The organism is Pseudomonas sp. SZ40, assembly GCF_052958135.1.
Genome location: NZ_JBQWIF010000026.1, coordinates 1 through 26,483, shown reverse-complemented (window position 1 = coordinate 26,483; position 26,483 = coordinate 1). Strand labels below are relative to the sequence as shown.

Annotated in this window: 24 protein-coding genes; 20 read left to right on the top strand and 4 right to left on the bottom strand. The window is 63.5% G+C overall.

The genetic code is table 11. The features are described from left to right. Nucleotides 1-7: 7 nt before the first annotated feature. The 7 genes from ACT9T4_RS18865 (at nt 8) to aauR (ending at nt 7,613) form a co-directional block, all read left to right on the top strand. Nucleotides 8-805 carry a hypothetical protein gene (locus ACT9T4_RS18865; RefSeq protein ID WP_042553384.1) on the top strand — a complete coding sequence of 266 codons (798 nt, stop codon included), beginning with the start codon at nt 8-10 and terminating at the stop codon, nt 803-805. Between the two features lie 282 nt (nt 806-1,087). Next, complete coding sequence (locus ACT9T4_RS18860) at nt 1,088-1,996, top strand: glutamate/aspartate ABC transporter substrate-binding protein (RefSeq protein ID WP_042553385.1); 909 nt, start codon at nt 1,088-1,090, stop codon at nt 1,994-1,996. A gap of 172 nt (nt 1,997-2,168) precedes the next feature. Next, complete coding sequence (locus tag ACT9T4_RS18855; RefSeq protein WP_042553386.1) at nt 2,169-2,915, top strand: amino acid ABC transporter permease; 747 nt, start codon at nt 2,169-2,171, stop codon at nt 2,913-2,915. Beyond that, the gene (locus tag ACT9T4_RS18850) at nt 2,912-3,580 is read left to right on the top strand and encodes an amino acid ABC transporter permease (RefSeq protein ID WP_179539526.1); all 669 of its coding nucleotides are present in this window, start codon (nt 2,912-2,914) and stop codon (nt 3,578-3,580) included. Before ACT9T4_RS18855 ends, ACT9T4_RS18850 begins: the two co-directional genes overlap by 4 nt. After that, entirely contained in the window at nt 3,577-4,311 is a 735-nt protein-coding gene (locus ACT9T4_RS18845) for an amino acid ABC transporter ATP-binding protein (RefSeq protein WP_179539525.1), read from the top strand. Before ACT9T4_RS18850 ends, ACT9T4_RS18845 begins: the two co-directional genes overlap by 4 nt. 85 nt (nt 4,312-4,396) lie before the next feature. Continuing rightward, on the top strand, nt 4,397-6,298 hold the full coding sequence (locus tag ACT9T4_RS18840) for a sensor histidine kinase (protein ID WP_042553389.1): 1,902 nt from the start codon (nt 4,397-4,399) through the stop codon (nt 6,296-6,298). Continuing rightward, entirely contained in the window at nt 6,291-7,613 is a 1,323-nt protein-coding gene (aauR, locus tag ACT9T4_RS18835; protein ID WP_042553390.1) for a two-component response regulator AauR, read from the top strand. Before ACT9T4_RS18840 ends, aauR begins: the two co-directional genes overlap by 8 nt. Nucleotides 7,614-7,824: 211 nt before the next feature. Here aauR and ACT9T4_RS18830 read toward each other — a convergent pair whose 3' ends face one another. Then, the gene (locus ACT9T4_RS18830) at nt 7,825-8,736 is read right to left on the bottom strand and encodes a LysR substrate-binding domain-containing protein (protein WP_042553496.1); all 912 of its coding nucleotides are present in this window, start codon (nt 8,734-8,736) and stop codon (nt 7,825-7,827) included. Nucleotides 8,737-8,881: 145 nt separating this feature from the next. On the opposite strand from ACT9T4_RS18830, the gene aspA reads away from it, so the two are divergent. Together aspA and ACT9T4_RS18820 are read left to right on the top strand one after the other, a co-directional pair. After that, a complete protein-coding gene (aspA, locus tag ACT9T4_RS18825) occupies nt 8,882-10,339 on the top strand; it encodes an aspartate ammonia-lyase (protein WP_499118406.1) in 1,458 nt (485 codons plus the stop codon). Between the two features lie 124 nt (nt 10,340-10,463). Then, entirely contained in the window at nt 10,464-11,231 is a 768-nt protein-coding gene (locus tag ACT9T4_RS18820; RefSeq protein WP_179539522.1) for a substrate-binding periplasmic protein, read from the top strand. 175 nt (nt 11,232-11,406) lie between these two features. Here the strand turns inward: ACT9T4_RS18820 and ACT9T4_RS18815 are convergent, their stop codons facing one another. After that, nucleotides 11,407-12,219, bottom strand: a complete 813-nt coding sequence (locus ACT9T4_RS18815; RefSeq protein ID WP_179539521.1) for a helix-turn-helix domain-containing protein — start codon at nt 12,217-12,219, stop codon at nt 11,407-11,409. A gap of 161 nt (nt 12,220-12,380) precedes the next feature. Here ACT9T4_RS18815 and ACT9T4_RS18810 point away from each other — a divergent pair, with 161 nt between their 5' ends. The 3 genes from ACT9T4_RS18810 to ACT9T4_RS18800 all read left to right on the top strand — a co-directional run bounded on the left by ACT9T4_RS18810 (nt 12,381) and on the right by ACT9T4_RS18800 (nt 15,516). Continuing rightward, nucleotides 12,381-13,829: an alanine/glycine:cation symporter family protein gene (locus ACT9T4_RS18810; RefSeq protein ID WP_499118404.1), complete on the top strand. Its 1,449-nt coding sequence runs from the start codon at nt 12,381-12,383 to the stop codon at nt 13,827-13,829. A 209-nt stretch (nt 13,830-14,038) separates the two neighbouring features. Next, nucleotides 14,039-15,028 (top strand): asparaginase, encoded by a 990-nt coding sequence (locus tag ACT9T4_RS18805; RefSeq protein ID WP_499118402.1) that lies wholly within the window; start codon nt 14,039-14,041, stop codon nt 15,026-15,028. Between the two features lie 92 nt (nt 15,029-15,120). Continuing rightward, nucleotides 15,121-15,516: a hypothetical protein gene (locus tag ACT9T4_RS18800; protein ID WP_499118401.1), complete on the top strand. Its 396-nt coding sequence runs from the start codon at nt 15,121-15,123 to the stop codon at nt 15,514-15,516. A 69-nt stretch (nt 15,517-15,585) separates the two neighbouring features. Here the strand turns inward: ACT9T4_RS18800 and glsB are convergent, their stop codons facing one another. Next, the gene (glsB, locus tag ACT9T4_RS18795) at nt 15,586-16,494 is read right to left on the bottom strand and encodes a glutaminase B (RefSeq protein ID WP_179539518.1); all 909 of its coding nucleotides are present in this window, start codon (nt 16,492-16,494) and stop codon (nt 15,586-15,588) included. Nucleotides 16,495-16,590: 96 nt separating this feature from the next. Then, nucleotides 16,591-17,490 carry a homocysteine S-methyltransferase family protein gene (locus ACT9T4_RS18790; RefSeq protein WP_499118399.1) on the bottom strand — a complete coding sequence of 300 codons (900 nt, stop codon included), beginning with the start codon at nt 17,488-17,490 and terminating at the stop codon, nt 16,591-16,593. A gap of 111 nt (nt 17,491-17,601) precedes the next feature. On the opposite strand from ACT9T4_RS18790, the gene ACT9T4_RS18785 reads away from it, so the two are divergent. The 8 genes from ACT9T4_RS18785 to ACT9T4_RS18750 all read left to right on the top strand — a co-directional run bounded on the left by ACT9T4_RS18785 (nt 17,602) and on the right by ACT9T4_RS18750 (nt 25,850). Then, nucleotides 17,602-18,423, top strand: a complete 822-nt coding sequence (locus ACT9T4_RS18785; RefSeq protein ID WP_042553398.1) for an ABC transporter substrate-binding protein — start codon at nt 17,602-17,604, stop codon at nt 18,421-18,423. Further along, nucleotides 18,420-19,256 carry an amino acid ABC transporter permease gene (locus tag ACT9T4_RS18780; protein WP_042553399.1) on the top strand — a complete coding sequence of 279 codons (837 nt, stop codon included), beginning with the start codon at nt 18,420-18,422 and terminating at the stop codon, nt 19,254-19,256. The genes ACT9T4_RS18785 and ACT9T4_RS18780 overlap by 4 nt, the downstream gene beginning before the upstream one ends. Before the next feature lie 82 nt (nt 19,257-19,338). After that, a complete protein-coding gene (locus ACT9T4_RS18775; RefSeq protein ID WP_179539516.1) occupies nt 19,339-19,794 on the top strand; it encodes a GNAT family N-acetyltransferase in 456 nt (151 codons plus the stop codon). Nucleotides 19,795-20,370: 576 nt separating this feature from the next. After that, nucleotides 20,371-20,817, top strand: coding sequence for an Lrp/AsnC family transcriptional regulator (locus tag ACT9T4_RS18770; protein WP_042553400.1), 447 nt, complete (start codon nt 20,371-20,373; stop codon nt 20,815-20,817). A 368-nt stretch (nt 20,818-21,185) separates the two neighbouring features. Continuing rightward, nucleotides 21,186-22,301 (top strand): TRAP transporter substrate-binding protein, encoded by a 1,116-nt coding sequence (locus ACT9T4_RS18765; RefSeq protein ID WP_499118397.1) that lies wholly within the window; start codon nt 21,186-21,188, stop codon nt 22,299-22,301. Next, nucleotides 22,298-22,816: a TRAP transporter small permease subunit gene (locus ACT9T4_RS18760; RefSeq protein ID WP_042553402.1), complete on the top strand. Its 519-nt coding sequence runs from the start codon at nt 22,298-22,300 to the stop codon at nt 22,814-22,816. The genes ACT9T4_RS18765 and ACT9T4_RS18760 overlap by 4 nt, the downstream gene beginning before the upstream one ends. Continuing rightward, entirely contained in the window at nt 22,813-24,138 is a 1,326-nt protein-coding gene (locus ACT9T4_RS18755; protein WP_499118395.1) for a TRAP transporter large permease, read from the top strand. The genes ACT9T4_RS18760 and ACT9T4_RS18755 overlap by 4 nt, the downstream gene beginning before the upstream one ends. Nucleotides 24,139-24,266: 128 nt before the next feature. After that, nucleotides 24,267-25,850: a gamma-glutamyltransferase family protein gene (locus ACT9T4_RS18750; RefSeq protein ID WP_499118393.1), complete on the top strand. Its 1,584-nt coding sequence runs from the start codon at nt 24,267-24,269 to the stop codon at nt 25,848-25,850. Nucleotides 25,851-26,483: the final 633 nt, after the last annotated feature.

Genomic DNA, 26,483 nt, shown 5'->3' with positions numbered 1-26,483 from the left:
CTACGCCATGACACGGCTGTCGCTGCTTATCGCCGCCACCCTCCTCACCGCCAATGCCAGTGCGCTGGAGCTCGCCAAATATCCCAAGGCCTTCACCACCGGTGACGGAGTCAGCGTCACCGTCGCGCCCAGCAGTGATGAAAAGCAGGCACTGGTGCAGATCAACGGCATCAACCATCCCCTGGATGAAGTGGTACTGCTGACCGACGTGAAAGCGCGCGGCCAACAGGAAAACGACTACACCACCACGCTCGATGGCAGCGCCTATGTTCTCATCGGCCAGCGCCAGTCCTGGGGCGGAGAGTCCTACCAGCTGTACCTGCCCAACGACCGCGAGCCCCGTTATCTGGGCCTCGACGAAAAGGCCAGCAAGGCCGTCAAGACCACCGAACTGCTGGCGCTCTACGAGAAGCAGAAGAAGGATGGCGTGCAGGAAAAACTCACCCGCTTCGACCGTGAGAAACGCCAGCAGTATCACGTCGAGCAATTGAAAGAGATGGACGCACAGGCTTCAGCCAACTGTGGCAGCCCGGTGAAAACCGAAGTCGATCTGAAAAACCTCGATGAGAAGCTGATGAAGGAAGTGAGCATCTCCAGCTATTGCGGCGAGGTGGTCAACCAGATGGGCAACCTGTGCAGCAGTGCTCCAGACTTCAAGAAGCAAGCGGCCAAATTCGACACCGTGCAGTGCAGCTTCGGCGCCGACATGAAGATTCGTGAACAAGACGACCGCATCCTTTTCACCACCGAACGTGAGGCGGCCAACCAGGGCGACTTCATCAAGGCATTCCTGCGCAACCTGTGAATCTGATGCAAGGGCGACCCCGGTCGCCCCACCCCTCCACGTTCGGATTCCCGAACGAAAAGCTTTCGGAAAACCGAACATCCGAATTACCTGCCCTGCCAGAAAAACCCTTATAGAACTAAATTTCTATATTTTTCAATGAGTTGAAATAACAGCAAGCGGCAATGCACGCCTGGCACACATCCTGCTCCCTATCCCGTCAGGAATGCGATAGCTCTTCCACACGGAAGCACGTACCACGCTGTACGGCTTCGATAACAACAACACCGAGGAAATCGACCCATGCGTATTGTCCCCCGCGTACTGGCTGTAGCCGTTGCCGCCGCCCTGATGTCCAGCCCGGTTTTCGCGGCTGAACTGACCGGCACCCTGAAGAAGATCAAGGACTCGGGCACCATCACCCTGGGTCACCGTGACTCGTCCATCCCCTTCTCGTACTTCGGCGACACCTCCAAGCAGCCGGTTGGCTACTCCCATGACCTGCAGCTCAAGGTCGTCGAAGAGCTGAAAAAGGAACTGGAGCTGCCTGACCTGAAGGTGCGCTACAACCTAGTGACCTCCCAGACCCGTATCCCGCTGGTACAGAACGGCACCGTGGATCTGGAGTGCGGCTCCACCACCAACAACGTCGAGCGTCAGCGTCAGGTCGATTTCTCCGTCGGCATCTTCGAGGTCGGCACCCGCCTGCTGACCAAGAAAAGCAGCGGCGTCAACGATTTCGATGACCTCAAGGGCAAGAACGTGGTGACCACCGCCGGCACCACCTCCGAGCGCCTGCTCAAGTCCATGAATGCCGAGAAGAAGATGGGCATGAACGTGATTTCCGCCAAGGATCACGGCGAGTCCTTCCTGATGCTCGAATCCAACCGCGCCGTGGCCTTCATGATGGATGACGCCCTGCTCGCTGGCGAAATGGCCAAGGCCAAGAAGCCGGATGACTGGCATGTGGTCGGCACCCCGCAGTCCTTCGAGATCTACGGCTGCATGGTTCGCAAAGGCGACGAAGGATTCAAGAAGGTGGTCGACAAGGCCATCAGCGCGACCTTCGCATCGGGCGAGATCAACGACATCTACAACAAGTGGTTCCAGCAGCCGGTACCACCGAAAGGTCTGAACCTCAATTTCCCCATGAGCGACGAGCTGAAGAAGCTGATCGCCGAACCAACCGACAAGTCTGTAGAGCAGATCTGACGGTGTGATGCCACGCCCCCTTCACGAGAGGGGGCGTAGCGGGGACTCGGAGAGGCCGCTGGCCTCTCCTCCAATTTCCTGACCAAGCCGACGCTCATCCGCCAACGCGGATGCGGGCGACTGTTGCCTGGCGACGGCTTCGTCGCATTACTCCACCTGAGGGGAAACCCGCATGAACTACAACTGGGACTGGGGCATATTCTTCAAGTCCACCGGCATTGGCAGCGAGATCTACCTGGACTGGTTCATCACCGGCCTGGGCTGGACCATCGCCATCGCGCTGGTCGGCTGGCTGATCGCCCTGTCACTCGGCTCCCTGCTCGGCGTGATGCGCACGGTGCCGAATCGCCTGATTTCCGGGATCGCCACGGCGTACGTGGAAGTGTTCCGCAACGTGCCGCTGCTGGTGCAGCTGTTCCTCTGGTACTTCCTGGTACCCGACCTGCTGCCGGAACCCCTGGAGCTGTGGTTCAAGCAGGATCTCAACCCTGCCACTTCGGCCTACCTCAGCGTGGTCGTATGCCTGGGTCTGTTCACCGCCGCCCGCGTCTGCGAGCAGGTTCGTACCGGCATTCAGGCGCTGCCGGCCGGCCAGACCGCCGCCGCCTACGCCATGGGTTTCCGTCTGCCGCAGATCTACAGCAACGTGCTGCTGCCCCAGGCCTATCGGATCATCATTCCGCCGTTAACCAGCGAATTCCTGAACATCTTCAAGAACTCTTCGGTGGCCTCGCTGATCGGCCTCATGGAACTGCTCGCGCAGACCAAACAGACCGCCGAGTTCAGCGCCAACCTGTTCGAGGCCTTCACCCTGGCGACGCTGATCTACTTCACCCTGAACATGAGCCTGATGATGATCATGCGTGTGGTCGAGCGTAAGGTCGCCGTGCCTGGCCTGATTTCCGTGGGAGGCAAATGATGGACTTCAGTCAGATCATCCCCGCTCTGCCAGGCCTCTGGGAAGGCATGGCCATGACCCTGCAGCTCATGGTCATGGGCGTCATCGGCGGCGTGGTACTGGGCACCCTGCTGGCCCTGATGCGCCTGTCGAGCAACGTGTTTCTATCGAAGCTGGCGGCTACCTACGTCAACTACTTCCGCTCGATCCCCCTGCTGCTGGTGATCACCTGGTTCTACTTCGCGGTGCCGTTCATCCTGCGCTGGATCACCGGCGAAGACACACCGGTAGGTGCCTTCGCCTCCTGCCTGGTGGCCTTCATCATGTTCGAGGCGGCGTATTTCTGCGAAATCGTCCGCGCCGGCATCCAGGCCATCCCCAAGGGCCAGATGGGCGCAGCCCAGGCACTGGGCATGAGCTACGGTCAGACCATGCGCCTGATCATCCTGCCCCAGGCGTTCCGCAAGATGACTCCACTGCTGCTGCAGCAGAGCATCATCCTGTTCCAGGACACCTCGCTGGTTTACACCGTCGGCCTGATGGACTTCCTCAACGCTGCCCGTTCGCGCGGTGACATCCTCGGTCAGCCCCACGAATTCCTGATCTTCGCCGGCCTGGTCTACTTCACCATCAGCTTCGCTGCCTCGCAGCTGGTCAAGCTCCTGCAAAAAAGGTTAGCCGTATGATTTCCATCAAGAACGTCAACAAGTGGTATGGGGACTTCCAGGTGCTGACCGACTGCACCACGGACGTCAAGAAAGGCGAAGTGGTGGTGGTCTGCGGGCCGTCCGGCTCGGGCAAGTCCACCCTGATCAAGTGCGTCAACGCGCTGGAACCGTTCCAGAAGGGCGACATCGTGGTCGATGGCACTTCCATCGCCGACAAGAAAACCAACCTGCCCAAGCTGCGTTCGCGGGTCGGCATGGTGTTCCAGCACTTCGAGCTGTTCCCCCATCTGACCATCACCGAAAACCTGACCATCGCGCAGATCAAGGTGCTGGGCCGCAGCAAGGAAGAAGCCACCAAGAAGGGCCTGCAGTTGCTCGACCGCGTAGGCCTCTCGGAACATGCCCACAAGCATCCCGGCCAGCTTTCCGGCGGCCAGCAGCAACGTGTGGCGATTGCCCGCGCCCTGGCCATGGATCCGATCGTCATGCTGTTCGACGAACCGACTTCGGCCCTCGACCCGGAAATGGTCAACGAAGTGCTCGACGTGATGGTGCAACTGGCTCACGAAGGCATGACCATGATGTGCGTGACCCACGAGATGGGCTTCGCCCGCAAGGTCGCCGACCGGGTGATCTTCATGGACGCCGGACAGATCGTCGAAGACTGCCCCAAGGAAGAATTCTTCGGCGACGTGAGCGCCCGCTCCGAGCGCGCCCAGCAGTTCCTAGCGAAGATCCTGCAGCACTGACACACCCTGCAGGGGCGGCGAACGCGTTTCGCCGGCCCCGCAACGGGTAACCCGCCCCGCAACTGGCCAGCCCAGGAGGACTGTGATGCAATGCGCTTCCGCCAGTCTTCGTGTGGTGCCGCCCGCCTTGTCCGCCAAACCACGCTACGTCCGCCACCTGCTGCTGACCCTGTTGATGCTGATTCTGGTCGCCATATGCGGCTACGCTGGCTATTACCTCAGCGAAAAGGCCGGCATCCGCGACCTGATCGAAAGCGGCGAGCGCCAGCTCGAGCTCAATGCCCGAGCGGTGGAAAGCGAGATCAACAAATACACCTACCTGCCCAGCCTGCTGGAGCTGGAGTCCAACGTCAGCCGCCTGCTGCTGACCCCGGACGCCTACCGACGCCAACGCGTCAACGACTACCTCGAAGGCCTCAACCGGCGCAGCGGCAGCATGGCCATCTACGTGATGGACACCGACGGCCGCGTGCTGGCCACCAGCAACTGGCGCCAGCACGACAGCTACCTGGGTGAAGACCTGTCCTTCCGGGCCTATTTCCAGGATGCCCTGCAAGGCGAACAGGGTCGTTTCTACGGTATCGGCAGCACCACCGGCGAACCCGGCTACTACCTGTCCCATGGTCTCAAGGCCAACGGCCGGATCATCGGCGTGGCGGTGGTCAAGGTACGTCTCGACCCGCTGGAGCAGCGCTGGCAGCGAGCACGCCTGGAAGCCTACGTCAGCGACGAAAACGGCATCATCATCCTCTCCAGCGACCCCGCCCGCCGTCTCAAGGCAGTGCGGCCGTTGAACGCCGACATCAAGGAGCGCCTGGCGCGCAGCCTGCAGTATCACTGGTCTTCACTCGACGAACTGATCCCGCTGGCCCGCACGCCGGTGGACACCGATGTCGAGCAGGTCAGCTTCGCCGCCACCGGCGAGCAGGAGGGCAGCGAGGTGATCAACTACCTGTCGCAAAGCCGTCCGCTGGAAGACACCCCCTGGCACCTCACCCTGCTCAGCCCGCTTCAGGACCTGCGCCGCGAGGCGGTCAGCCACGGCATGCTGGCCGCCGCCGCCTTCGCCTTGCTGGCCTTTCTGCTGATCGCCTGGAACGAACGTCGCAAGGTGATCGCCACCCGCCTCGCGGCCCGTGAAGCCTTGCAGCAGGCCAACAGCGAGCTGGAACGCAAGATCACCGAGCGCACCGCCGATCTGCGCGCCAGCAACGACCGCCTCAAGGCGCAGATACGCGAACGGCGGCAGGCCGAGAACACCCTGCGCCTGGCCCAGGACGAACTGGTGCAGGCCGGCAAGCTGGCGGTGATCGGGCAGATGTCCACCAGCATCGCCCATGAGCTCAACCAGCCACTGGCCGCGCTGCGCACCTTGTCCGGCAACACCGTGCGCTTTCTCTCCCGTGGCTCGTACGACGTGGCCACCACCAACCTGCAGACGATCAACGAACTGGTCGATCGCATGGGCAAGATCACCGGCAGCCTGCGGGCCTTCGCGCGACGCTCCAACGACGGCGGCGAAGCCAGCCTGAGCAAGGCGGTGGAAGCTGCCCTGCAAGTGGTCCAACCGCGCCTGGAACGCACCCCGCTGAACATTCACCACCAGTTCGACGAAGCGCGTCTGGCCATCAACCAGACGCGCCTTGAACAGATCCTCGTCAACCTGATCGCCAACGCCGCCGATGCCATGAGCACCCAAACGGATCGCCAGCTATGGCTGCAGGGCAGTGCCGAGGGCGACCGCTATCGCCTGCGCGTGCTCGACAACGGTCCCGGCATCGCCCCCGCCGACCGCACGCACCTGTTCGAACCCTTCTTCACCACCAAGCCCGGCGAGCAGGGCCTGGGCCTTGGCCTGACGCTATCGGCCAGCCTCGCGGCTGCCGCAGGCGGTAGCCTCAGCGCCGATCATCCGCCCCAGGGCGGTACCGCCTTCGAACTCAACCTGCCTCAGGTTGCCGCTGTCATGGAGACACCCGATGAATGACGACCTCACCGTGCTGATCGTCGAAGACGATCCCCACGTGCTGCTCGGCTGCCAGCAGGCCCTGGCCCTGGAAGATATCGCCAGCGAAGGCGTCGGCAGCGCCGAACAGGCCCTGCAGCGCATCGACGCGGATTTCGCCGGCATCGTCATCAGCGACATCCGCCTGCCGGGCATGGATGGCCTGAAGCTGCTCGACGAACTCAAGCGCCGCGACCCGGCACTGCCAGTGGTGCTGATCACTGGCCACGGCGATATCGGCATGGCCGTGGGCGCGATGCGCGACGGCGCCTACGACTTCATGGAGAAACCCTTCTCACCCGAGCGTCTGGTCGATGTCACCCGCCGTGCGCTGGAGCAACGCAGCCTGGCCCGCGAGGTGTCGTCGCTGCGTCGCCAGTTGGCCGGCAAACAGGCCCTGGAACACCGCCTGATCGGTCGCTCGTCGGCCATGCAGCAATTGCGCGAGCTGATCGCCAACGTCGCCGACACCTCGGCCAACGTGCTGATCGAAGGCGAAACCGGCACCGGCAAGGAACTGGTCGCCCGCTGCCTGCACGACTTCAGCCGGCGACAGAGCAAGGCCTTCGTCGCCCTCAACTGCGGCGGCCTGCCGGAGAACCTGTTCGAGAGCGAAATCTTCGGCCACGAGGCCCACGCCTTCACCGGCGCGGGCAAACGGCGCATCGGCAAGATCGAACACGCCAACGGCGGCAGCCTGTTTCTCGACGAGATCGAAAGCATGCCGCTCAATCTGCAGATCAAGCTGCTGCGCGTGCTTCAGGAGCACAGCCTGGAGCGCCTGGGCTCCAACCAGCCGGTCGCGGTCGACTGCCGGGTGATCGCAGCGACCAAGGCCGATCTCGACGAAGCCGGCAAGGCTGGGCACTTCCGCAGCGACCTCTACTACCGCCTCAACGTGGTTACCCTGGAACTCCCACCGCTGCGCGAACGCCGTGAAGACATCGCCCTGCTGTTCGAACACTTCCTGCAGCTCTCGGCGCTGCGCTTCGATCGCGCCGCACCCGAACTGGATCGCCACACCCTGGCGGCGCTGATGGCCCATGACTGGCCCGGTAACGTACGGGAACTGCGCAACGTCGCCGAACGCTTCGCCCTCGGCCTGCCGGCCTTCAAGAAAAGCGGCAATCACGATGGCATCGCACCGACCTTCGCCGAAGCGGTGGAAGCCTTCGAGCGCAACCTGCTGGTCGATGCCCTCGAGCACCACGCCGGCAACCTCAGCCAGGCCGCCCAGGCCCTGGGCATGGCCAAGACCACGCTGTTCGACAAGGTGAAGAAGTACGGGTTGGGGTGAGTCTTGATGCGGCCGCAGTGAGCACCAATGCGCGCGACTCTTCCAACGACTGTGGGAGCGGGCCATGCCCGCGAAATATCTTGGGCAATACCCAATCTCACATTGGATCACCAATATTGATGCTTATATTTGCCCTCTAGGGCTCAAGGGCCTCGGATACCTTTTTCGCGGGCATGGCCCGCTCCCACAATAGATCGTTGACCCCACCGCTTTAGCTTTCGTCGCGTCCCACACCACCTTCGAGCTTGCGCCACAAAAGCCGCACGGCCGCCTTGCGCGACATGCTCCAGCGGTACAGGCGGATTTCCAGCGGGATGTGCCAGTGCTCCTTGCCGCAGACCACCAGCTCGCCACGGGCCAGCTCGGCGTTCATCGACAGCCGCGGCACCCAGGCCACGCCCAGGCCTTGCAGCGCCATGGCCTTGAGGCTGTCGGCCATGGCCGTTTCATGCACGGTGGTGGAACGCAACGCGCGTTGGCGCAGCAGCAGATTCACCGAGCGCCCCAGATAAGTGCCGGCGCTGTAGGCCAGCAGGGGCACACTCTGCCCGGCGTCCAGATCGAAAAGCGGCGCGCCCTGCTCATCGACGGCGCAGACCGGCAGCATCTCGCTATTACCCAGATGCAGCGACGGAAACAGGTCGGGGGCCAGTTGCACCGCGGCGTCCTGGTCGTGATAGGCGAGGATCAGGTCGCAGGTGCCTTCGCGTAGCGAGTGCACGGCCTCCCCCACATTGGTCGCCACCAGGCGCGTGGTCAGCGGCAGGCCATCGCGGCGCAGGCGGGCGATCCACTCAGGGAAGAAACCAAACACCAGGGAGTGTGCGGCGGCAATCTGCAACGCCTCGCCCTGCTGCCCCTCGAGGTGATGCAGGTGGCGCACCACCTCCCCCAGTTGCTCGACCATGCTACGCGCGGTGAGCAGAAACAGCTGGCCGGACTCGGTCAGCTCCACCGGCGTACGCGAGCGATTCACCAGGGTCAGGCCCAGGGCTGCCTCAAGGCTTTGGATACGCCTGCTGAAAGCCGGCTGGGTAACGAAACGCTTCTGCGCCGCCTGAGAAAAGCTGCGCGTAGCGGCCAGCGTCACGAAGTCTTCCAGCCATTTGGTTTCCAGGTTCACGCGCATCCTCCCCTAGCAGGTCACATCTACATTATGCCGATTATGCATACCCCAGCAAGTAACAGCATTGGCCATCGAAGGGTCAAAATCCTTACTCTAAGGGCCATCGCGGTATCTTCCGCGCCTTTATGAGAATCGAGACATCATGTCCGCTGCTGCATTGTTCCGCGTCGAAAAAGACCTGCTCGGTACCCTCGAAGTCCCCTCCGAGGCCTACTACGGTATCCAGACCCTGCGTGCGCTGAACAACTTCCGCCTGTCCGGCGTGCCGTTGGCGCATTACCCGAAACTGGTCGTGGCCCTGGCCATGGTCAAACAGGCAGCAGCTGACGCCAACCGCGAACTGGGCTACCTGCCTGCCAACAAGCACGCCGCGATCAGCGAAGCCTGTGCACGCATCATCCGCGGCGATTTCCACGACCAGTTCGTGGTCGACATGATTCAGGGCGGCGCCGGCACCTCGACCAACATGAATGCCAACGAGGTGATCGCCAACATCGCCCTGGAGGCCATGGGTCATGCCAAAGGTGAATACAAGCACCTGCACCCCAACAACGACGTGAACATGGCGCAGTCGACCAACGACGCCTACCCCACCGCCATCCGCCTGGGTCTGCTGCTGGGCCATGACACCCTGCTGGCCAGCCTGGACAGCCTGATCCAGTCGTTCGCAGCCAAGGGCGAAGAATTCAGCCACGTCCTGAAGATGGGCCGTACCCAGCTGCAGGACGCCGTACCGATGACCCTCGGCCAGGAATTCCGCGCGTTCGCCACCACCCTGGGTGAAGACCTGGCGCGCCTGCGTAGCCTGGCGCCGGAGCTGCTCACCGAAGTGAACCTGGGCGGCACCGCCATCGGTACTGGCATCAACGCCGACCCCGGCTACCAGCACCTGGCCGTGCAACGCCTGGCGCTGATCAGCGGCCAGCCGCTGGTGCCGGCCGCCGACCTGATCGAAGCCACCTCCGACATGGGCGCCTTCGTGCTGTTCTCCGGCATGCTCAAGCGCACCGCGGTCAAACTCTCGAAGATCTGCAACGACCTGCGCCTGCTCTCCAGCGGCCCGCGCACCGGCATCAACGAGATCAACCTGCCGGCGCGTCAGCCAGGCAGCTCGATCATGCCTGGCAAGGTCAACCCGGTGATCCCGGAAGCGGTCAATCAGGTGGCCTTCGAAATCATCGGCAACGACCTTGCCCTGACCATGGCAGCCGAAGGCGGCCAGCTGCAACTGAACGTGATGGAGCCGCTGATCGCCTACAAGATCTTCGACTCGATCCGCCTGCTGCAACGCGCCATGGACATGCTGCGCGAGCATTGCATCAACGGCATCACCGCCAACGAAGCCCACTGCCGCGCATTGATGGAGAACTCCATCGGCCTGATCACCGCGCTCAACCCCTACATCGGTTACGAGAACTCCACCCGTATCGCCAAGGAAGCGCTGGTCAGCGGCCGCGGCGTACTGGAACTGGTGCGCGAGGAGCAGCTGCTGGACGACACCACACTGGCCGAGATTCTGCGCCCGGAAAACATGATCGCCCCGCATCAGCTCAAGCCCCTGACGCCACCGATCAAAGAGGCGGTCGACCAGCAACGCTAAGCGCCAGTTGCAGCCCGAAGCCCCGTATCTGTTCACAGTACGGGGCTTCGCTCTTTCAGGAGCGATTGCCGTTTGCGCGCCAGCGCGATACAACGGCAGCAGCCCAACAAAGAGAAGCTCCCTCATGACCGTCAAAGCCGCGTGGTTCGCCTGTTTGCTGTCCGTTTCCAGCGTCTTCGCCCTGCCCGCGCAGGCCGAACTGCCGCCTGGCTACAAGGTCGTGTTACAAACGGAAAACTTTCCGCCATTCAACATGGCCGACAACGAAAAGAATTTCGCCCGTGACGCCAATATTCAGGGGGTCAGCACCACCATCGTGCGCGAGATGTTCAAGCGTGCCGGCATCGACTACACCCTGACCCTGCGTTTCCCCTGGAGCCGGGTCTACGACTCCACCCTCGCCAACGCCAACCACGGCCTGTTCTCGACCTCGATGAACGAGGCGCGTCGCCCGCTGTTCAAGTGGGTCGGCCCGATCGCCAAGGTCGAGCGCGTGCTGCTCGCCGCGCCGGGCTCGAACATTCCCAACCTGAAGGACCTCGAGCAGGCCCGCCAGTACCGCATCGGCAGTTACAAGGACAGTGCCGCCAGCCAGACGCTGGAAAAGGCCGGGCTGCAGCCGATCAACACCCTGCGCGACCCGGAGAACATCGCCAAACTGACCCAGGGCCGCATCGACCTGTGGGGCACCACCGACCCGGTATGGCGCCACCAGGCCCGCCAGGCGGACGTCACCGGCCTGCGCAACGTGCTGACCTTCGACCGCTCCGACCTTTACCTGGCCCTCAACCTCGACACCCCGGACGAAGTGGTAGCACGGCTGCAAAAGGCGCTGGATGAGATGAAGAGCGAGGGTTACGGCACCTGCAACAAACACCCGGAACTGTGCTGATAGCGAAAGCTGTTCGCATTGGTGGGCTAAAGCCCACCCTACGGCACTGATCGCGGGCGCAGTTCGAAGTTGGTGGGCTGAGCCCACCCTACGGTACATCAGCACGTGCGGACCTGGCGTAGGGTGGGCTTCAGCCCACCACTCGCTCATACAGCGGGTGGTCAGCTGCCCCCCCTCACTCCACCTCGAACAACCCATCACGAACCGGCGCGTGAGCCAGGCGCTCGCGGATGTCTTCGTCGATGCGTGGGTCATCCGGCTGATAGAGCATCACCTGGCGATAGGTGCTGATGCGGTTGATCTCGGTGCCCAGGAACTCCCACACCACGCGGGTGCACGCCGGGGTGCGGCGGTCACCGCTGGAGACCCCGGTCTTCAGGCCGTTGAGGCGTGTGATGCGGCTCTTGAAGCTGGGGATCAGGATGGTCTGGCTCATCTCGTTGACCGTCAGCGACTCGTAATCGATGAGAAACAGACGATCCTGCAGCTGGAACGCCGCGCCCAGGTAACGACAGCGTGCCGAGTCTTCGGCGAGCCCGCCAGCAGAGGTCACCTGGCGCTCCTGACGCTCGAACAGAAAGCTCCCGCTTTCCTCGCGCATGTGGATCAGTGACAGCAGGATGGTGCCGGGCACCGACATGCAGTTGGCGTATTCGAAGTAATAGCCGCAATAACGCGAAAGATCACCGGATTGTTCACGTAACGGCTGTAACAATGCGTGTAACGGATCCTGCTCCGCAGGTGCGCCGATCTGCGTACCGCGTGCGCCGATCAGGCGCGCGAACTGATCGCCCGGCAAGCCCAGCTCATAGCCCTCGACGCCGAAGAAATCCCCAATCCTCTTAAGGTTATAGGCCGTCGGCTGGCTCTCTCCAGACAGGTACTTGTTGAACTGTGCGCGGTTGATACCGAGCTTTCGGCACACCTCCGCAATGGAGCGATAGTGGCTGCATAGCAACCGGAGATTCTCACCGAGGTGACTGGACATGGGCGGCTCAGATGATGCGAGTGACGTGATTATAGCATCAGGTCGCATCACCTAGGATCGACCCGCGAAATTGTTCCGCTGGCTGCCTTGCTCAAAAATCATCCACCGCAAACCGCGTCGCACTTTTCGCGAACGCTCACAATAAGAACCGAGGATTCATCATGCTCGAAGTACTGAACGACTTCCTGTCCGGGAAAGTGTTGATCGTGCTCATCGTCGGCCTGGGTAGCTACTTCACCCTGCGCTCGCGCTTCGTCCAGTTCCGTCACTTCATACACATGTTCAGTGTGTTCAAGGAATCGCTGCGCAGCAGCGGCGGCCAACTCAGCTCGTTCCAGGCGCTGATGCTCAGCCTCGCCGGTCGTGTGGGTGCCGGTAACATCGCCGGTGTCGGTATCGCCGTGACTCTCGGCGGCCCAGGCGCGGTGTTCTGGATGTGGGTGACTGCACTGGTCGGCATGTCCAGCAGCTTCTTCGAATGTACCCTCGCCCAGGTCTACAAACGCAGCGACGGTGACGGCCTGTACCGCGGCGGCCCGGCCTACTACATCCAGCACGGCCTGAAGCTGCGCTGGATGGCGATGACCTTCGCCGTCCTGCTGCTGGTCACCTACGGCTTCGCCTTCAACGGCCTGCAGTCATACACCGTGACTCACTCGCTGCAGAACGCCTTCGACATTCCGGTGCAATACAGCGGTATCGCCCTGGCCGTATTGCTGGGCCTGGTGTTCATCGGTGGCATCAAGCGCATCGCGTCGGTTTCGGATCTGCTGGTTCCGGTCAAGACCCTGATCTACATCGCAGTGACCATCTACGTCATCGCCATCCAGATCGAACACGTGCCGGCCATGCTGGCGACCATCGTCAAGAGCGCCTTCGGCCTCGAGCCTGCCTTCGCCGGCCTGCTGGGCAGCGCGATCGTGATGGGCGTCAAACGCGGCGTGTTCGCTAACGAAGCCGGCCTGGGCAGCGCGCCTAACGTCGCCGCAGTGGCCTCGGTCAAGCACCCGGCAGCACAAGGCGTGGTGCAGGCGTTCAGCGTGTTTCTCGACACGTTCGTGATCTGCACCTGTACCGCCCTGCTGATCCTGCTGTCCGGCTTCTACACTCCGGGCTTCGAAGGCGACGGTATCGTGCTCACCCAGAACTCCCTGGCAGCTGTGGTCGGTGACTGGGGTCGTACCTTCATCAGCGTGGCACTGAGCCTGTTCGTGTTCACCTGCATCCTCTACAACTACTACCTCGGCGAGAACGCCCTGCAGTTCCTGGTCGGTCGTAGCAAGGTCGCCCTGCTCGGCTATCGCGGCCTGGTGCTGGCACTGATCTGCTGGGGTTCGATGCAGAACCTGGGCACCGTGTTCGCCTTCGCCGACATCACCATGACCTGCCTGGCATTCGTCAACCTGACGGCTCTGGCCATGCTGATCAAGGTCGGCCTGCGCGTCATGAAGGACTACGACGAGCAGCGCAAGGCAGGCATCGCTCAGCCGGTATTCGACGGCTCCAAGTTCGCCGACCTGGACCTCGACCGCGCCTCCTGGCCGGCCGCCAAGCCAACCGCTGACGCTCAGCCACAGAGCGCAGCGGAACTGCTGCCGACTCAACGCTGAGTCGTCCAGCCTGATCGGGCGACACACATCGTGTCGCCCGATCCGCCGCCCAGATCGCGGCCTCCCCTTTCCTGCCGTACATCCCTGGCGCGCCACCTGGCGAGCCAGGCACGGCTTCGTCTCGAGATCCCCACCCCAGGTCTTTCATGAGTGGCAATCAGATGTATCCTGCCCCTTTCCATACCCATTCTTTCAATAAGGAAAAAGGCATGCCTGCAGCGCAAAAACTCCTCGTGCTCTATACCGGCGGCACCATCGGCATGCAGATGAGCGCTGCCGGCCTGGCCCCTGCCTCCGGCTTCGAGGCGCGCCTGCGCGCACAGCAGACGCAACAGAGCGAGCAGGTGCCGACGTGGATGTTTCGCGAGCTGCTGCCGCCGATAGACAGCGCCAACATGAGCCAGAACAACTGGCTGGCGATGGTCGCGGCGATCCGCCTGGGCATCGAGCAGGATGGCTGCGACAGCGTGCTGGTACTGCATGGCACCGATACCCTGGCCTACAGCGCCGCAGCGCTGAGCTTCCTGCTGCTGGGCCTGCCGGTGCCGGTGGTGCTGACCGGCTCCATGCAGCCGGCAGGCGCCGAGAACAGCGACGCCTGGCGCAATCTGTTCGGCGCCATGCAGGCATTGCACGACGGCGTGCAGGCTGGCGTGCACCTGTATTTCGACGGCGCACTGATGCACGGCGCTCGCGTCAGCAAACTGCGCAGCGATGCCTTCGACGCGTTCCAGGTCATGCCGCGCCTGCGGCACGGCGAGCGTCTGGCAGAGCTCCCGGAGCACATCGACTTCCGCCAGCAGCGTCAGCCGGTCAACCTGCTCAGCCTGCCGCTGATTCCCGGCCTGCGTGCCAGCCACCTGCGCGCCCTGCTGAACTGCGGCGTGCAGGGTCTGCTGCTGGAGTGCTATGGCAGCGGTACCGGCCCGTCCGACAATGCCGAGCTGCTCGACGTCTTGCGCGAGGCCCATGAACGCGGCGTGGTGCTGGCGGCCATCAGCCAGTGCCCCCAGGGGCATGTGGAGTTCGGTGTCTATGCGGCCGGCAGCCAGCTGGCTTCGGTTGGCCTGATCTCGGCTGGCGGCATGACCCGCGAAGCGGCCCTGGGCAAACTCTTCGCGCTGCTGGGCGCAGGGCTGGATCAGGGCGAGACGGAACGCCTGTTCGCACTCGATCTGTGTGGCGAACGTGCGGAGTGAGTCATGGATCAGGGCGCGCCTAGCCGGTATAGTCGCGCCCGGCTGACGGTAGTCAGCCATTCTTCGGTTTCATCTCCCCACAAGGACGTCGTATGCCTTTGCTTCGCTCAAGCATTTTCCTGCTGCTCATTCTGGCCATCACCGGCTGCTCGACCAAGGCCTTCTTCAAGTTGCCCGAGCACGCCAACATCAGCGTCAACGAGCGTGCCCAGCAACATCCCCAAGGCCTGGTGAAAACCCGTCCGTTCTTCTGGAGCCGTGCCGGTGGCGTACCGTACAAACTGACCAGCGCGACTGGCGAAACCCTCGCCGAAGGCAAGCTGCGCACGCGCTTTCGCGTGGCGTCGATCTTCTGGCCACCGTTCAGCATCATTTACTGGCCAATGGGCTTCGGCCAGCGTTGCTATGACATGACCGGCGCCAAGCCAGGCTCCTGCACCTATCAGGACCTGTGGATGCTGCGCCAGGAATACCGCGACAACAACTGATGCCGAGGCTGCCGCTCTGGCGGCCCCGGGCATGACGCAGAGCGTCATGGGAACCCTCAGGCTTGCCGCCTAAAAAACCGACCAGCCAATCCGCTCGCTGAGCACTTCCAGCGCCGCCATGCCGGCCAGCGAATTGCCGGCGGCGTTGAGCTCGGGCGACCACACGCAGATGGTGTATTGCCCCGGCACCACCGCGACGATGCCACCCCCCACGCCGCTCTTGCCCGGCAGGCCAACGCGGTAGGCGAAGTTGCCGGCCTCGTCGTACAGCCCGCTGGTGGCCATGATCGAGTTCACCTGCTGGGTCTGCCGCACGCTGAGAACCTGCTCGCCGCTGTGTTTGCAGAAACCGTCGTTGGCCAGGAAGCAGAAGGCCTTGGCCAGGTCGACGCAGTTCATGCTCAGGGCGCAGTGGCTGAAGTAGCCGCGCAGCACCATCTCCACATCGTTGTGGAAATTGCCGAACGACTGCATCAGATACGCCATCGCCGCGTTGCGCGCGCGATGCTGGTACTCGGATTCGGCGATGCGGTTATCCACAGCCACGTGCGCGTTACCGGACAGGCGCCGGACGAAATCGCGCATCGACAGCACAGGGGCAGCGAAGCGTGACTGGTTGATATCGCTGATCACCAATGCGCCGGCATTGATGAACGGGTTGCGCGGCCGGCCGTTCTCCAGTTCCAGCTGCAGCAGCGAATTGAACGGCTGCCCGGAAGGCTCGTGACCCAGCCGCTCCCAGATGGCCTCGCCGCTGTGCTGGATGGCTTGCACAAGGCTGAACACCTTGGAAATACTCTGGATCGAGAACGGTGTCTGCGCATCACCGGCGGTGAACAGCTCGCCGTCGTTGCCATATACCGCGATGCCCAATTGATCGGCAGGCACATCGGCCAACGCCGGGATGTAATCGGCAACCTTGCCTTTGCCAATCAGCGGCCTGACCTGATCGAGGACTTCATTCAGCAACGCTTGCATGCTCGGACTCGCAGTGATGCTCGGCAAGCTGCCTGAGCGACCCTAGGAAGACGCCAGGATCGCGATTCAGAGCACATGGCGCGCCAAGCCGATTGATCAGTTCAGACGCTGCGCCAGCACCGCGATATGCTCCGGGCCGATACCGCAGCAGCCGCCCAGATGGCTGGCTCCACGGGCGCGCCAGTCGGCTACCCAGCGCAGGTAGCCGGGCGGGTCGAGATCCTCGCGCAGCGGGTCCAGGCCGTCGTTGGCGGTGGCCTCCTCGGGCTGCGGCGGGAAGGCATTGGCGTAGGCGCCAATGGCGATGTCCGCGCCCAGGCTGGCGAAGGTTTCGCGCGCCACGTCGATGGCCGTGCCGATCACTTCCGGCTGGCTGCAATTGAACAGCAGCACCTCGACACCCAGCTCGGCGGCTGCACGGGCCGCATCGGCCACCGGCTCGCCGGAGCGCAGGCGCGGTACCTCGTCGGTGTCTTCGTCGCGCAGGGTGAAGGACAGCCAGAACGGCTTGCCGTCATCGGGCAGATGGGCACGAATGGCCCGTGCTTCGACGATAGCGCTCTGGGTCTCGGCCAGCCACAGGTCGACATGGGGCGCCAAGCCCTGTATCAGCGGCGTCAGCACCTCGGTCACCCGTTCGGGCTGGAACAGATCAGGCCGATAGGAGCCGAACAGCGGCGGCAGCGAGCCGGCAACCCGCACTGCGCTGGCAGCCTGATCGGCCGCGTTGCGCGCCAGCTGACCGGCACGTTCGGCAAGGGCGCGGCCCTCCTCGGCGAAGCGCTGCTCGCCGATATGGAAGGGCACCACCGCGTAACTGTTGCTGGTGATCACCTGGCTGCCGCTGGCGATATAGGCAGCGTGCACCGCCTCCACCTGCTCGGGCGCCTCGCTCAGCGCCAGCGCCGACCACTCCGGTTGACGAAACGGCGCACCACGGCGCTGCAACTCACGGCCCATGCCGCCATCCAGCAAAATCAGAGGTCGCCCGCTCATATAAGCTCCAGTCATATCGATATGCATTCAATTCATTTGGACGCATTCATTTATAACTATTTAATACACACAATTCGCCTGTCACAACCCCTTTCGTGCTTAAGGAATTCTGTGAAAACCACGCTATTCGCGGCCCTCGGCCTGACCCTCGCTTCCTTCTGCAACCTGGCTCTGGCAGGCCCCACGCTCGACCGCATCGAGAAGAACGGTGAGCTGGTCAACGTGCTGATGGAAAACTATCCGCCGTTCTCCTTTCTCAACGATCAGAACCAGCTCGACGGCTTCGACGTCGATGTGGCCAAGGCCGTGGCTGACAAGCTCGGCGTCAAGCTGCGCCTGGAAACCCCATCCTGGGATGTGATCGCCGCGGGTCGCTGGAACGGCCGCTACGACATCTGCATCTGCTCGATGACGCCTAGCCAGGCACGCGCCCAGGTCTTCGATTTCCCGGTCACCTATTACGCCTCCCCGGCGGTGATCGTGGTCAACGCCGCCGACGAGCGCATTCAGTCGGCCAAGGATCTTTCCGGCCTGAAGGTCGGCGTCACCAGTGCATCATCGTACGAGGGCTATCTGAACAAGGATCTGGTCATCGAAGGCGCAGAAGACAAGCCGCTGGAGTACCCGTTCGACGCGGTACAGGTCGCGCCGTACGACAACGATACCGTGGCCTTCCACGACCTCGCCCTGGGTGCCGGTGTGCGCCTCGATGCCATTCTCACCAACCTGGTCACCGCGCAACCACGCATCGACCAGGACAAGCGCTTCAAGCTGGCCGGCACCGCGCTGTACGCCGAGCCGAATGCCGTGGCCATCGAGAAGGATGACGCCGAGTGGCGCGCCAAGGTCGAGAGCGTCTTCGCAGAGCTGCGCAAGGACGGTACCCTGGCGGCCATCTCCAAGAAGTGGATCGGTTCCGATATCAGCCAATGACACCCCCTCCTGAATCCCCTCGCCCGCCACCCATGGCGGGCGAGTCGTTGCTGCAGCGTCTGTTCGGCTTTCGCACCCGCCTGTATGTCACCTGGGCGATCATGTTCGCCCTGTGCGTGGCGTTCTTCCTGAGCTTCGACCTGAAGTTCTCGATCATCCTCGACAAGCTCCCCAACCTGCTCGGCGCCAACCTGGCACCCAACGGTTTTCTGCAGGGCGCGGCGCTGACCCTGTTCCTGTGCTTCTGCTCGATCTGGGCATCCCTGGCGCTGGGCTTCGTCACCGCCCTGGCGCGCCTGTCGAAGAGCGCCGTGGCGTTCGGGATCGCCAGCTTCTACGCCTCGTTCTTCCGTGGCACGCCGTTGTTGATCCAGATTCTGCTGATCTATCTGGGCCTGCCTCAACTGGGCCTGGTACCGGGCGCGATCACCGCCGGGATCATCGCCCTGTCGCTGAACTACGGCGCCTACCTGAGCGAAATCTTCCGCGCCGGGCTGATCGGCGTCGCCCCCGGCCAGCGCGAAGCCTCCCTGGCACTGGGCCTCAAACCGGTGGTGATCTTCTGGCGGGTAACCCTGCCCCAGGCGATGCGCACCATCATTCCACCGACCACCAGCCAGTTCATTTCGATGCTCAAGGACTCGTCGCTGATCTCGGTGATGGGCGTCTGGGAAGTGATGTTCCTGGCCCAGTCCTATGGCCGCTCGTCCTACCGCTACATCGAAATGCTCACCACCGCGGCAATCATCTACTGGCTGCTGTCGATCGGTCTGGAGCTGATCCAGGCACGTCTCGAGCGTCATTACGGCAAGGCTTATCTGAACGGGCGCTAAGCCGCCTCCACCGCACGGATGCTTGCGATGCCGGCCCCGGCATCGCAGGATGGCGGTCGACCGACTTTCAGGAGAGCTGCCCATGACCGTCCGCATCCCCGTGGAAATCCGTGCCGTCACCGCTGACGACCACGCTGCCTGGCTGCCGTTGTGGCAGGGCTACCAGCGCTTCTACATGACCGAGATCGACGCGGACGTCAGCGCCACCACCTGGCAGCGCTTTCTCGATCCCGCCGAACCGATGTTCGCTGCACTCGCCTGGCACGACGGCGAGGCGATTGGCCTGGTGCACTGGATCTACCACCGCTCCTGCTGGACGACCGGCGACTATTGCTACCTGCAGGATCTGTTCATCGGCAAGGACGTACGGGGCAATGGCGTCGGCCGCCAGTTGATCGAACACGTCTATGCCGTCGCCCAGGCCGCCGGATGCTCACGTGTGCACTGGCTGACCCACGAAACCAATGCCAAGGCCAAGCTGCTCTACGAGCGCATCGGCGAACGCTCGGGCTTCGAGCAGTACCGCAAACTGTTCTAGAGCCGACTGCATGCTGCCCGGCGTGCCGCCACCCTGTAAGCCCGCTTGCGGACGATGCGATGGCGGCCGTTCTGCAAAATGGCGGCACGGCCACCATTCGCCGGCAAGGGCTAGGCGCCCCTGCTCCTACGCGATCGCGAGGAACTCGGAGCCCTGTAGGAGCCCGCTTGCGGGCGAAGCGATAGCGGCCATCCAACGTAATGGCTGCACGGCTGCCAATCGCCGGCAAGGGCTAGGCGCCCCCTGCTCCTACGCGATCGCGTGGATACCAGAGCCCTGTAGGAGCCCGCTTGCGGGCGAAGCGATAGCGGCCATCCAACGTAATTGCGGCACGGCTGCCATTCGCTGGCAAGGGCTAGGCGCCCCCTGCTCCTATGCGATCGCGTGGAATTCAGAGCCCTGTAGGAGCCCGCTTGCGGGCGAAGCGATAGCGGCCATCCAACGTAATGGCGGCATGGCTGCCAATCGCCGGCAAGGGCTAGGCGCCCCCCCGGCTCCACTGGCATTCACCTCACGCCAGAAATTGGCATGCAAAGCGCATCCCTGTTACCACACTCGCTTCGATAAGCCCTGCCCATGAACAAACTGGACAACGCGCTGCTGAATATCCTGATCAAGGATTCACGCACTTCCTTCGCCGATATCGCCCGCCAACTGAACATCTCCCGCGCCCACGCCCGCACCCGGGTACAGGCGCTGGTCGAGAGCGGCGTGATCGAGAAATTCACCGCGGTGGTCAACCCGGAAAAACTCGGCAAGGGCATCTCCACCTTCGTCGATCTGACCGTCGCGCCGCACGCCATAGAGGCAGTCGCCCAGCGCCTTTCAGCGACCATGGAGGTGGTCAGCCTGTACATCATGAGCGACCTGAAAAGCCTGCATATCCACACCCTGACCGACAGCTACGAAACCTTCGATGCCTTCGTACGCCAGCACATCTTCAATCACCCGGAAATCCTCACGGTCGATTGCAAGGCGCTGATGACCCGGGTCAAGCATCGGCGTGGCGGCGCACGTCTTTAACCTCGACTCTGGGTCCGCTGCGCACTGCGTCAAAAGCGTGCCGCCGATGCGTTTTGGTGCACAAATGACATTCGCACGCTCACCACGGCCCTGCTTGACGGAACGGACCCGGACAACCGGCGTGACCTGACAAATGTTCAGTACCCCCTGCTGCGGTTACCGTTTCGTCACCTTGCGAACCTCCGCCACGCTTGTTTTGTGTGCGCCAGGGATTTCGAAGGCAAACCGTAAAAATCAGATAATCCATTTAAAATCATATAGTTAAAATAATTTTCTCCTGGCATGGCTGTTGCTGAAGGCTTTCGGTAACGACTTTACATCCGGCAGGCAAACGCCCGTCGCAATGGCCACAGTGAAAGGAGAATCCCATGAGCCTCAATCGACGTAACTTCATCGGCGCCGGCGCCGGCGCCCTCGCCGCAGGTGCTGGCCTGGCGATGGGTGCCAGCGGTGTGGCCAGTGCGGCAGTCAGCGGCAAGACCTTCAACTGGAAGATGACCAACGCCTATGCGCCGGGCTCGCCCTTCTACGTACAGGGCCCGGGCAGCCCCACCGACTTCTGCAAGCGCGTCGAGGAAATGTCCGGTGGCCGCCTGAAGATCCAGCACTTCGCCGCCGGCGAGCTGATTCCTGCGCTGGAGGGCTTCGACGCCGTTTCCAGCGGCATGGTAGAGATGAACGCGGCGAACGCCTTCTTCTGGGCGGGCAAGATCCCCGCGGCGCAGTTCTTCACCGCTGTGCCGTTCGGCATGAACACCCAGGGCATGAACGCCTGGCTGTACAACGGCGGCGGCCTCAAGCTCTGGGAGGAGCTCTACGAACCCCACGGCCTGGTGCCCATGCCCATGGGCAACACCGGTACGCAGATGACCGGCTGGTTCCGCCAGCCCCTGGAAAACGTCGACAGCCTGAAGGGCCTGAAGATGCGCATCGCCGGCCTGGCCGGCAAGGTCTACAGCGAACTGGGCGTGGCGGTGCGCCTGTTGCCCGGCGGCGAGATATTCCCAGCCCTGGAACGTGGCGTGATCGACGCCGCCGAGTTCGTCGGCCCCTATCAGGATCGCCGCATGGGCCTGCACAAGGCGGCGAAGAACTACTACACCACCGGCTGGCACGAGCCGACCAACGTCACCGAGCTGATCATCAATAAGCAGGCCTGGGACAGCCTGCCCGCCGACCTGCAGGCGATCGTGCGTTCCTGCGCCCAGGCCTGCAACAACGACAGCTGGTCATGGTGCGACGCGGTCAACGCCGAAGCCATGCAGGATCTGGTCGGCAACCAGGGCGTGATCGCCCGGCCGCTGCCGGACGACGTCATCAAGCGCCTGCGTGAAGTCACCCACGACACCCTGTCGAGCATGGCAGCGAGCGACCCGGCGACCAAGAAGGTCTACGAGCACTTCTTCGCCTTTCGCAAGCAGTACATCTCCTGGGCCTCGGTGGGCGAGAAGGCCTTCATGGAAATAGGGATGGGCGAGTCATGATGTCCATCGTCAGCCGTATCGAAGGGCTGGTCGAGGCCCTGGGCTTTATAGCCCGGGCCTGCGTACTGCTCCTGGTCCTGCTGGTGTCGTTCGATGTGCTGATGCGCTACCTGTTCGACTTCAGCCCGGTCGCCCTGCAGGAACTGGAGTGGTACCTGATCTCGCCCATCGCCCTGCTCGGTATCTCCTACACCCTCAAGCACCGCCAGGACGTGCGCGTGGACTTTCTCTACGAAAAATTCAGCGTGAAGACCAAGGCCGCCGTCGACCTGTTCAGCGGCATCGCCACCGCGGCAATCGGCTTCTACATCGCCCGCCTGGCGTTCAACTACACGATGCAGTCCTACAACATGGGCGAAGGCTCACCCGATCCGGGTGGCCTGCCCTATCGCTTCCTGGTCAAGGCCTTCCTGCCGCTGGGCTTCGGCCTGTTCGGCCTGCAGGGCGTGGCCGATAGCCTGCGGGCACTGTGTACCCTGCTGCAGCCCGCCTCGCCTGGGGAGGTACGCGCATGAGCCCCAATGAATGGTTGGCCATCGCCATGGTCTTCGGCTTCTTCGCCATGATGATGGCGGGTGTGCCGGTGGCCATTTCCCTGGCCGTATCCGGGTTCGTCGCCGGCATGATCGGCTTCGGCCCGATGCTTTTCGCACTGCTGCCGGCACGCATGTTCGGCGTGGTCAGCAACTACACCCTGCTGGCGATACCCATGTTCACGTTCATGGGGGTGATGCTGGAGAAATCCAGGGTCGCGGAAGACATGCTCGACACGATTGGCCGCGCCATGGGCGGCCTGAACGGCGGCATGGGCTTGGCGATCATTCTGGTCGGCGTGCTGCTTGGCGCCTCCACCGGCATCGTCGGTGCCACGGTGGTGACCATCGGCCTGCTGACCCTGCCCACGCTGCTGCGCCGCGGCTACAACAAGACCGTGGCCTGCGGCACCATCTGCGCATCCGGCACCCTCGGGCAGATCATCCCGCCCAGCCTGGTGCTGATCCTGCTGGCCGATATCCTCGGCCAGTCGGTGGGTTCGATCTTCGCCGCGGCCTTCATCCCCAGCCTGGTGCTGGCGCTGATCTACGTAGCCTACATGCTGCTGCTCGGCTGGCTGCGCCCGGACTGGGTGCCGGCGATTCCTGCCGAGGAACGCGCCCTGACCAGCCGCACGCAATTGCTCAAGGACATGGCACGCAGCGTACTGCCACCCCTGCTGCTGGTCATGGCGGTCCTGGGATCGATCATCGGTGGTGTCGCGGCGCCCACCGAAGCGGCCTCCATGGGCGCACTCGGCGCGTTGCTCATCGCTGCGCTTTCAGGTCGCCTGAGCTGGCCGACGCTGAAGGCCACCCTGCACGGCACCCTGACCATCAGCGCGATGATCTTCCTGATCCTGCTCTGCTCGCAGCCCTTCTCCCTGGCATTCCGCGGCCTCGGCGGCGAGGCTCTGGTGCATGACCTGTTCACCATGCTGCCAGGCGGCGAACTGGGGGCGATCCTGTTCCTCATGGCGGTGCTGTTCGTGCTCGGCTTCTTTCTCGAGTGGATCGAGATTTCCTACATCGCCCTGCCGATGTTCCTGCCAGTGTTCATCGCTTACGACACCGACCTGGTGTGGCTGGGGATCCTGGTGGCGCTGAACCTGCAGATGTCCTTCCTGACACCGCCTTTCGGTTGGGCGCTGTTCTTCCTCAAGGGCGTCGCGCCACCGGGGATCAGCACGAAGGACATCTACCTCGGCGCCCTGCCGTACGTATTCCTGCAGATGCTCGCCGTGGCCGTGGTGTTCTGCTTCCCATCCCTGGCCACCTGGCTGCCTGCCGCTATCGGTTGGTGATGCCAATGACGGGCACCTCTGGAAACTGCCAGTGCGGTCATCTACCCGCGCGAACGTTTTTTGAGGCGCCCCATCGGGCCGTGCCGTTATGATCGGTGCGGCCCGAAAACAACAAGGAACCTGATCCCATGCTCAAGAGCACCCACGCCACCGGCGGCCTGTTCGTCGCTCCCCACCATCTTGCCGCCCAGGCCGGGCGCGACGTGCTCAAGGCCGGCGGCACCGCCGTGGAGGCGATGGTTGCAGCAGCGGCGACCATCGCGGTGGTCTATCCACACATGAACGCCATTGGCGGTGATGGTTTCTGGCTGATTCACGAGCCAGGCAAGCAGCCGCTGGCCATCGACGCCTGCGGCAGCAGCGCCGCCCTCGCCGACCGCGATTTCTACGCCGGTCACGCGCAGATCCCCAGCCGCGGCCCACTGGCTGCGCTGACCGTGGCGGGCACCGTCGGCGGCTGGGCCGAAGCACTGGCACAGACCGCTCACTGGGGGCCGGGCATGCCTCTGTCAGACCTGCTGAGCGACGCCATCGGCCATGCCCGTCGCGGCATCGTGGTCAGCCGCAGCCAGGCGCAACTGACCCAAGGCAAACTGGCCGAACTGAAGGACGTGCCTGGTTTCGCCGACGTCTACCTGAACCATGGCCAGGCGCCCAAGGAGGGCGACTTGCTGCGCCAGCCAGCCCTGGCAGAGACCCTGCAGCGCCTGGCCGATGTCGGCCTGGACGACTTCTACCGCGGTGAACTGGCCACACGCATGGCCGCCGATCTCGAGCGCCTGGGCAGCCCGCTGCGTCTCGCCGACCTGCAGGGCTACCGGGCCCGCGCCGTCGAACCGCTGAGCGTGCGCCTGAACGACGCCACCCTGTACAACATGCCGCCGCCGACCCAGGGCCTGGCATCACTGCTGATCCTCGGCATCTTCGAAAAGCTCGCGGTCGAACAGGCCGAAGGCTTCGAGCATGTGCACGGGCTGGTGGAAGCGACCAAGCAGGCGTTCCTGATCCGCGACCGCGTGGTGACCGATCCAGGTCGCGTACCCCAAGAGCCACAGGGCCTGCTGGACGACGCAAACCTGCAACGCCTGGCCGCCGCCATCGACCCGCAGCAGGCGCTGCCGTGGCCACAACCGGCAGCGCCGGGGGATACCATCTGGATGGGTTGCATCGACGAGCAGGGCCGCGCCGTCAGCTTCATCCAGAGCGTGTACTGGGAGTTCGGCTCCGGTGTGGTGCTGCCGTCTACCGGCGTCGCCTGGCAGAACCGCGGTATCAGTTTCTCCCTCGACCCTACCGCGCTGCAGACCCTGGAACCGGGCCGCAAGCCCTTCCACACCCTCAACCCGGCCCTCGCCCTGTTCGACGATGGCCGCACCCTGAGCTACGGCACCATGGGCGGCGAAGGCCAGCCACAGACTCAGGCCGCGATCCTCAGCCGCTACCGCCTGGGCAGTGACCTGCAGGCCGCCGTCAGCGCACCACGCTGGCTGCTCGGCCGCACCTGGGGCGACGTCAGCACCACCCTCAAGCTGGAAAGCCGTTTCCCGAGCGAACTGGTCGAGCGGCTGCGCCAGGCCGGGCATGTCATCGATGTGCTGGACGACGCCTTCAGCGACACCATGGGCCACGCCGGCGCCCTGCTGCGCCATCCCAACGGCATCCTCGAAGGCGCCGCCGACCCGCGCAGCGACGGTAGCGTCTGCGGGCTGTGAGCCAAGCCCGTGGTTGATGGGCTGGAGCGGATCGCCGCCCGGCCCGGCATGGCGTGCACTCGCCCGCTGGCAGCAGGGGAAACGACCTGAAGCCTCGTAGGGTGGACGACGCTTCACCCGTCCACCGCTCCACCATCGCGATGGTGGACAAAAAGAGCGTTGTCCACCCTACATCCGGCTTACCGCCCCACCGCCTACACCGGCGTGAATTTCGCCACCGCGATCGCCAGCAAGCTGGCTCCTACGGCCTGCAGACCTCTGTCGGCTACCAAAGCCCCGAGGCGCTGGCTTGCCAGCGAGGCACCCTCACCTTCGCCACACCCGTGAATGTCGCCCCGGTCCTGCTCGGGCTGACATTACCCAAGCATCCGCAAGAAGGACGTCCCACCGCGATCGCCAGCAAGCTGGCTCCTACGGCCTGCAGACCTCGCCGGCTACCAAAGCCCTGTAGGAGCTGGCTTGCCAGCGAGGCACCCTCACCCTCGCCACGCCCGTGAACCTCGCCCCGGCCCAGCACGCGCCTGATCATTACCCGAGCATCCGCAAGAAGGACGTCCCACCGCGATCGCCAGCAAGCTGGCTCCTACGGCCTGCAGACCTCTGTCGGCTACCAAAGCCCCGAGGCGCTGGCTT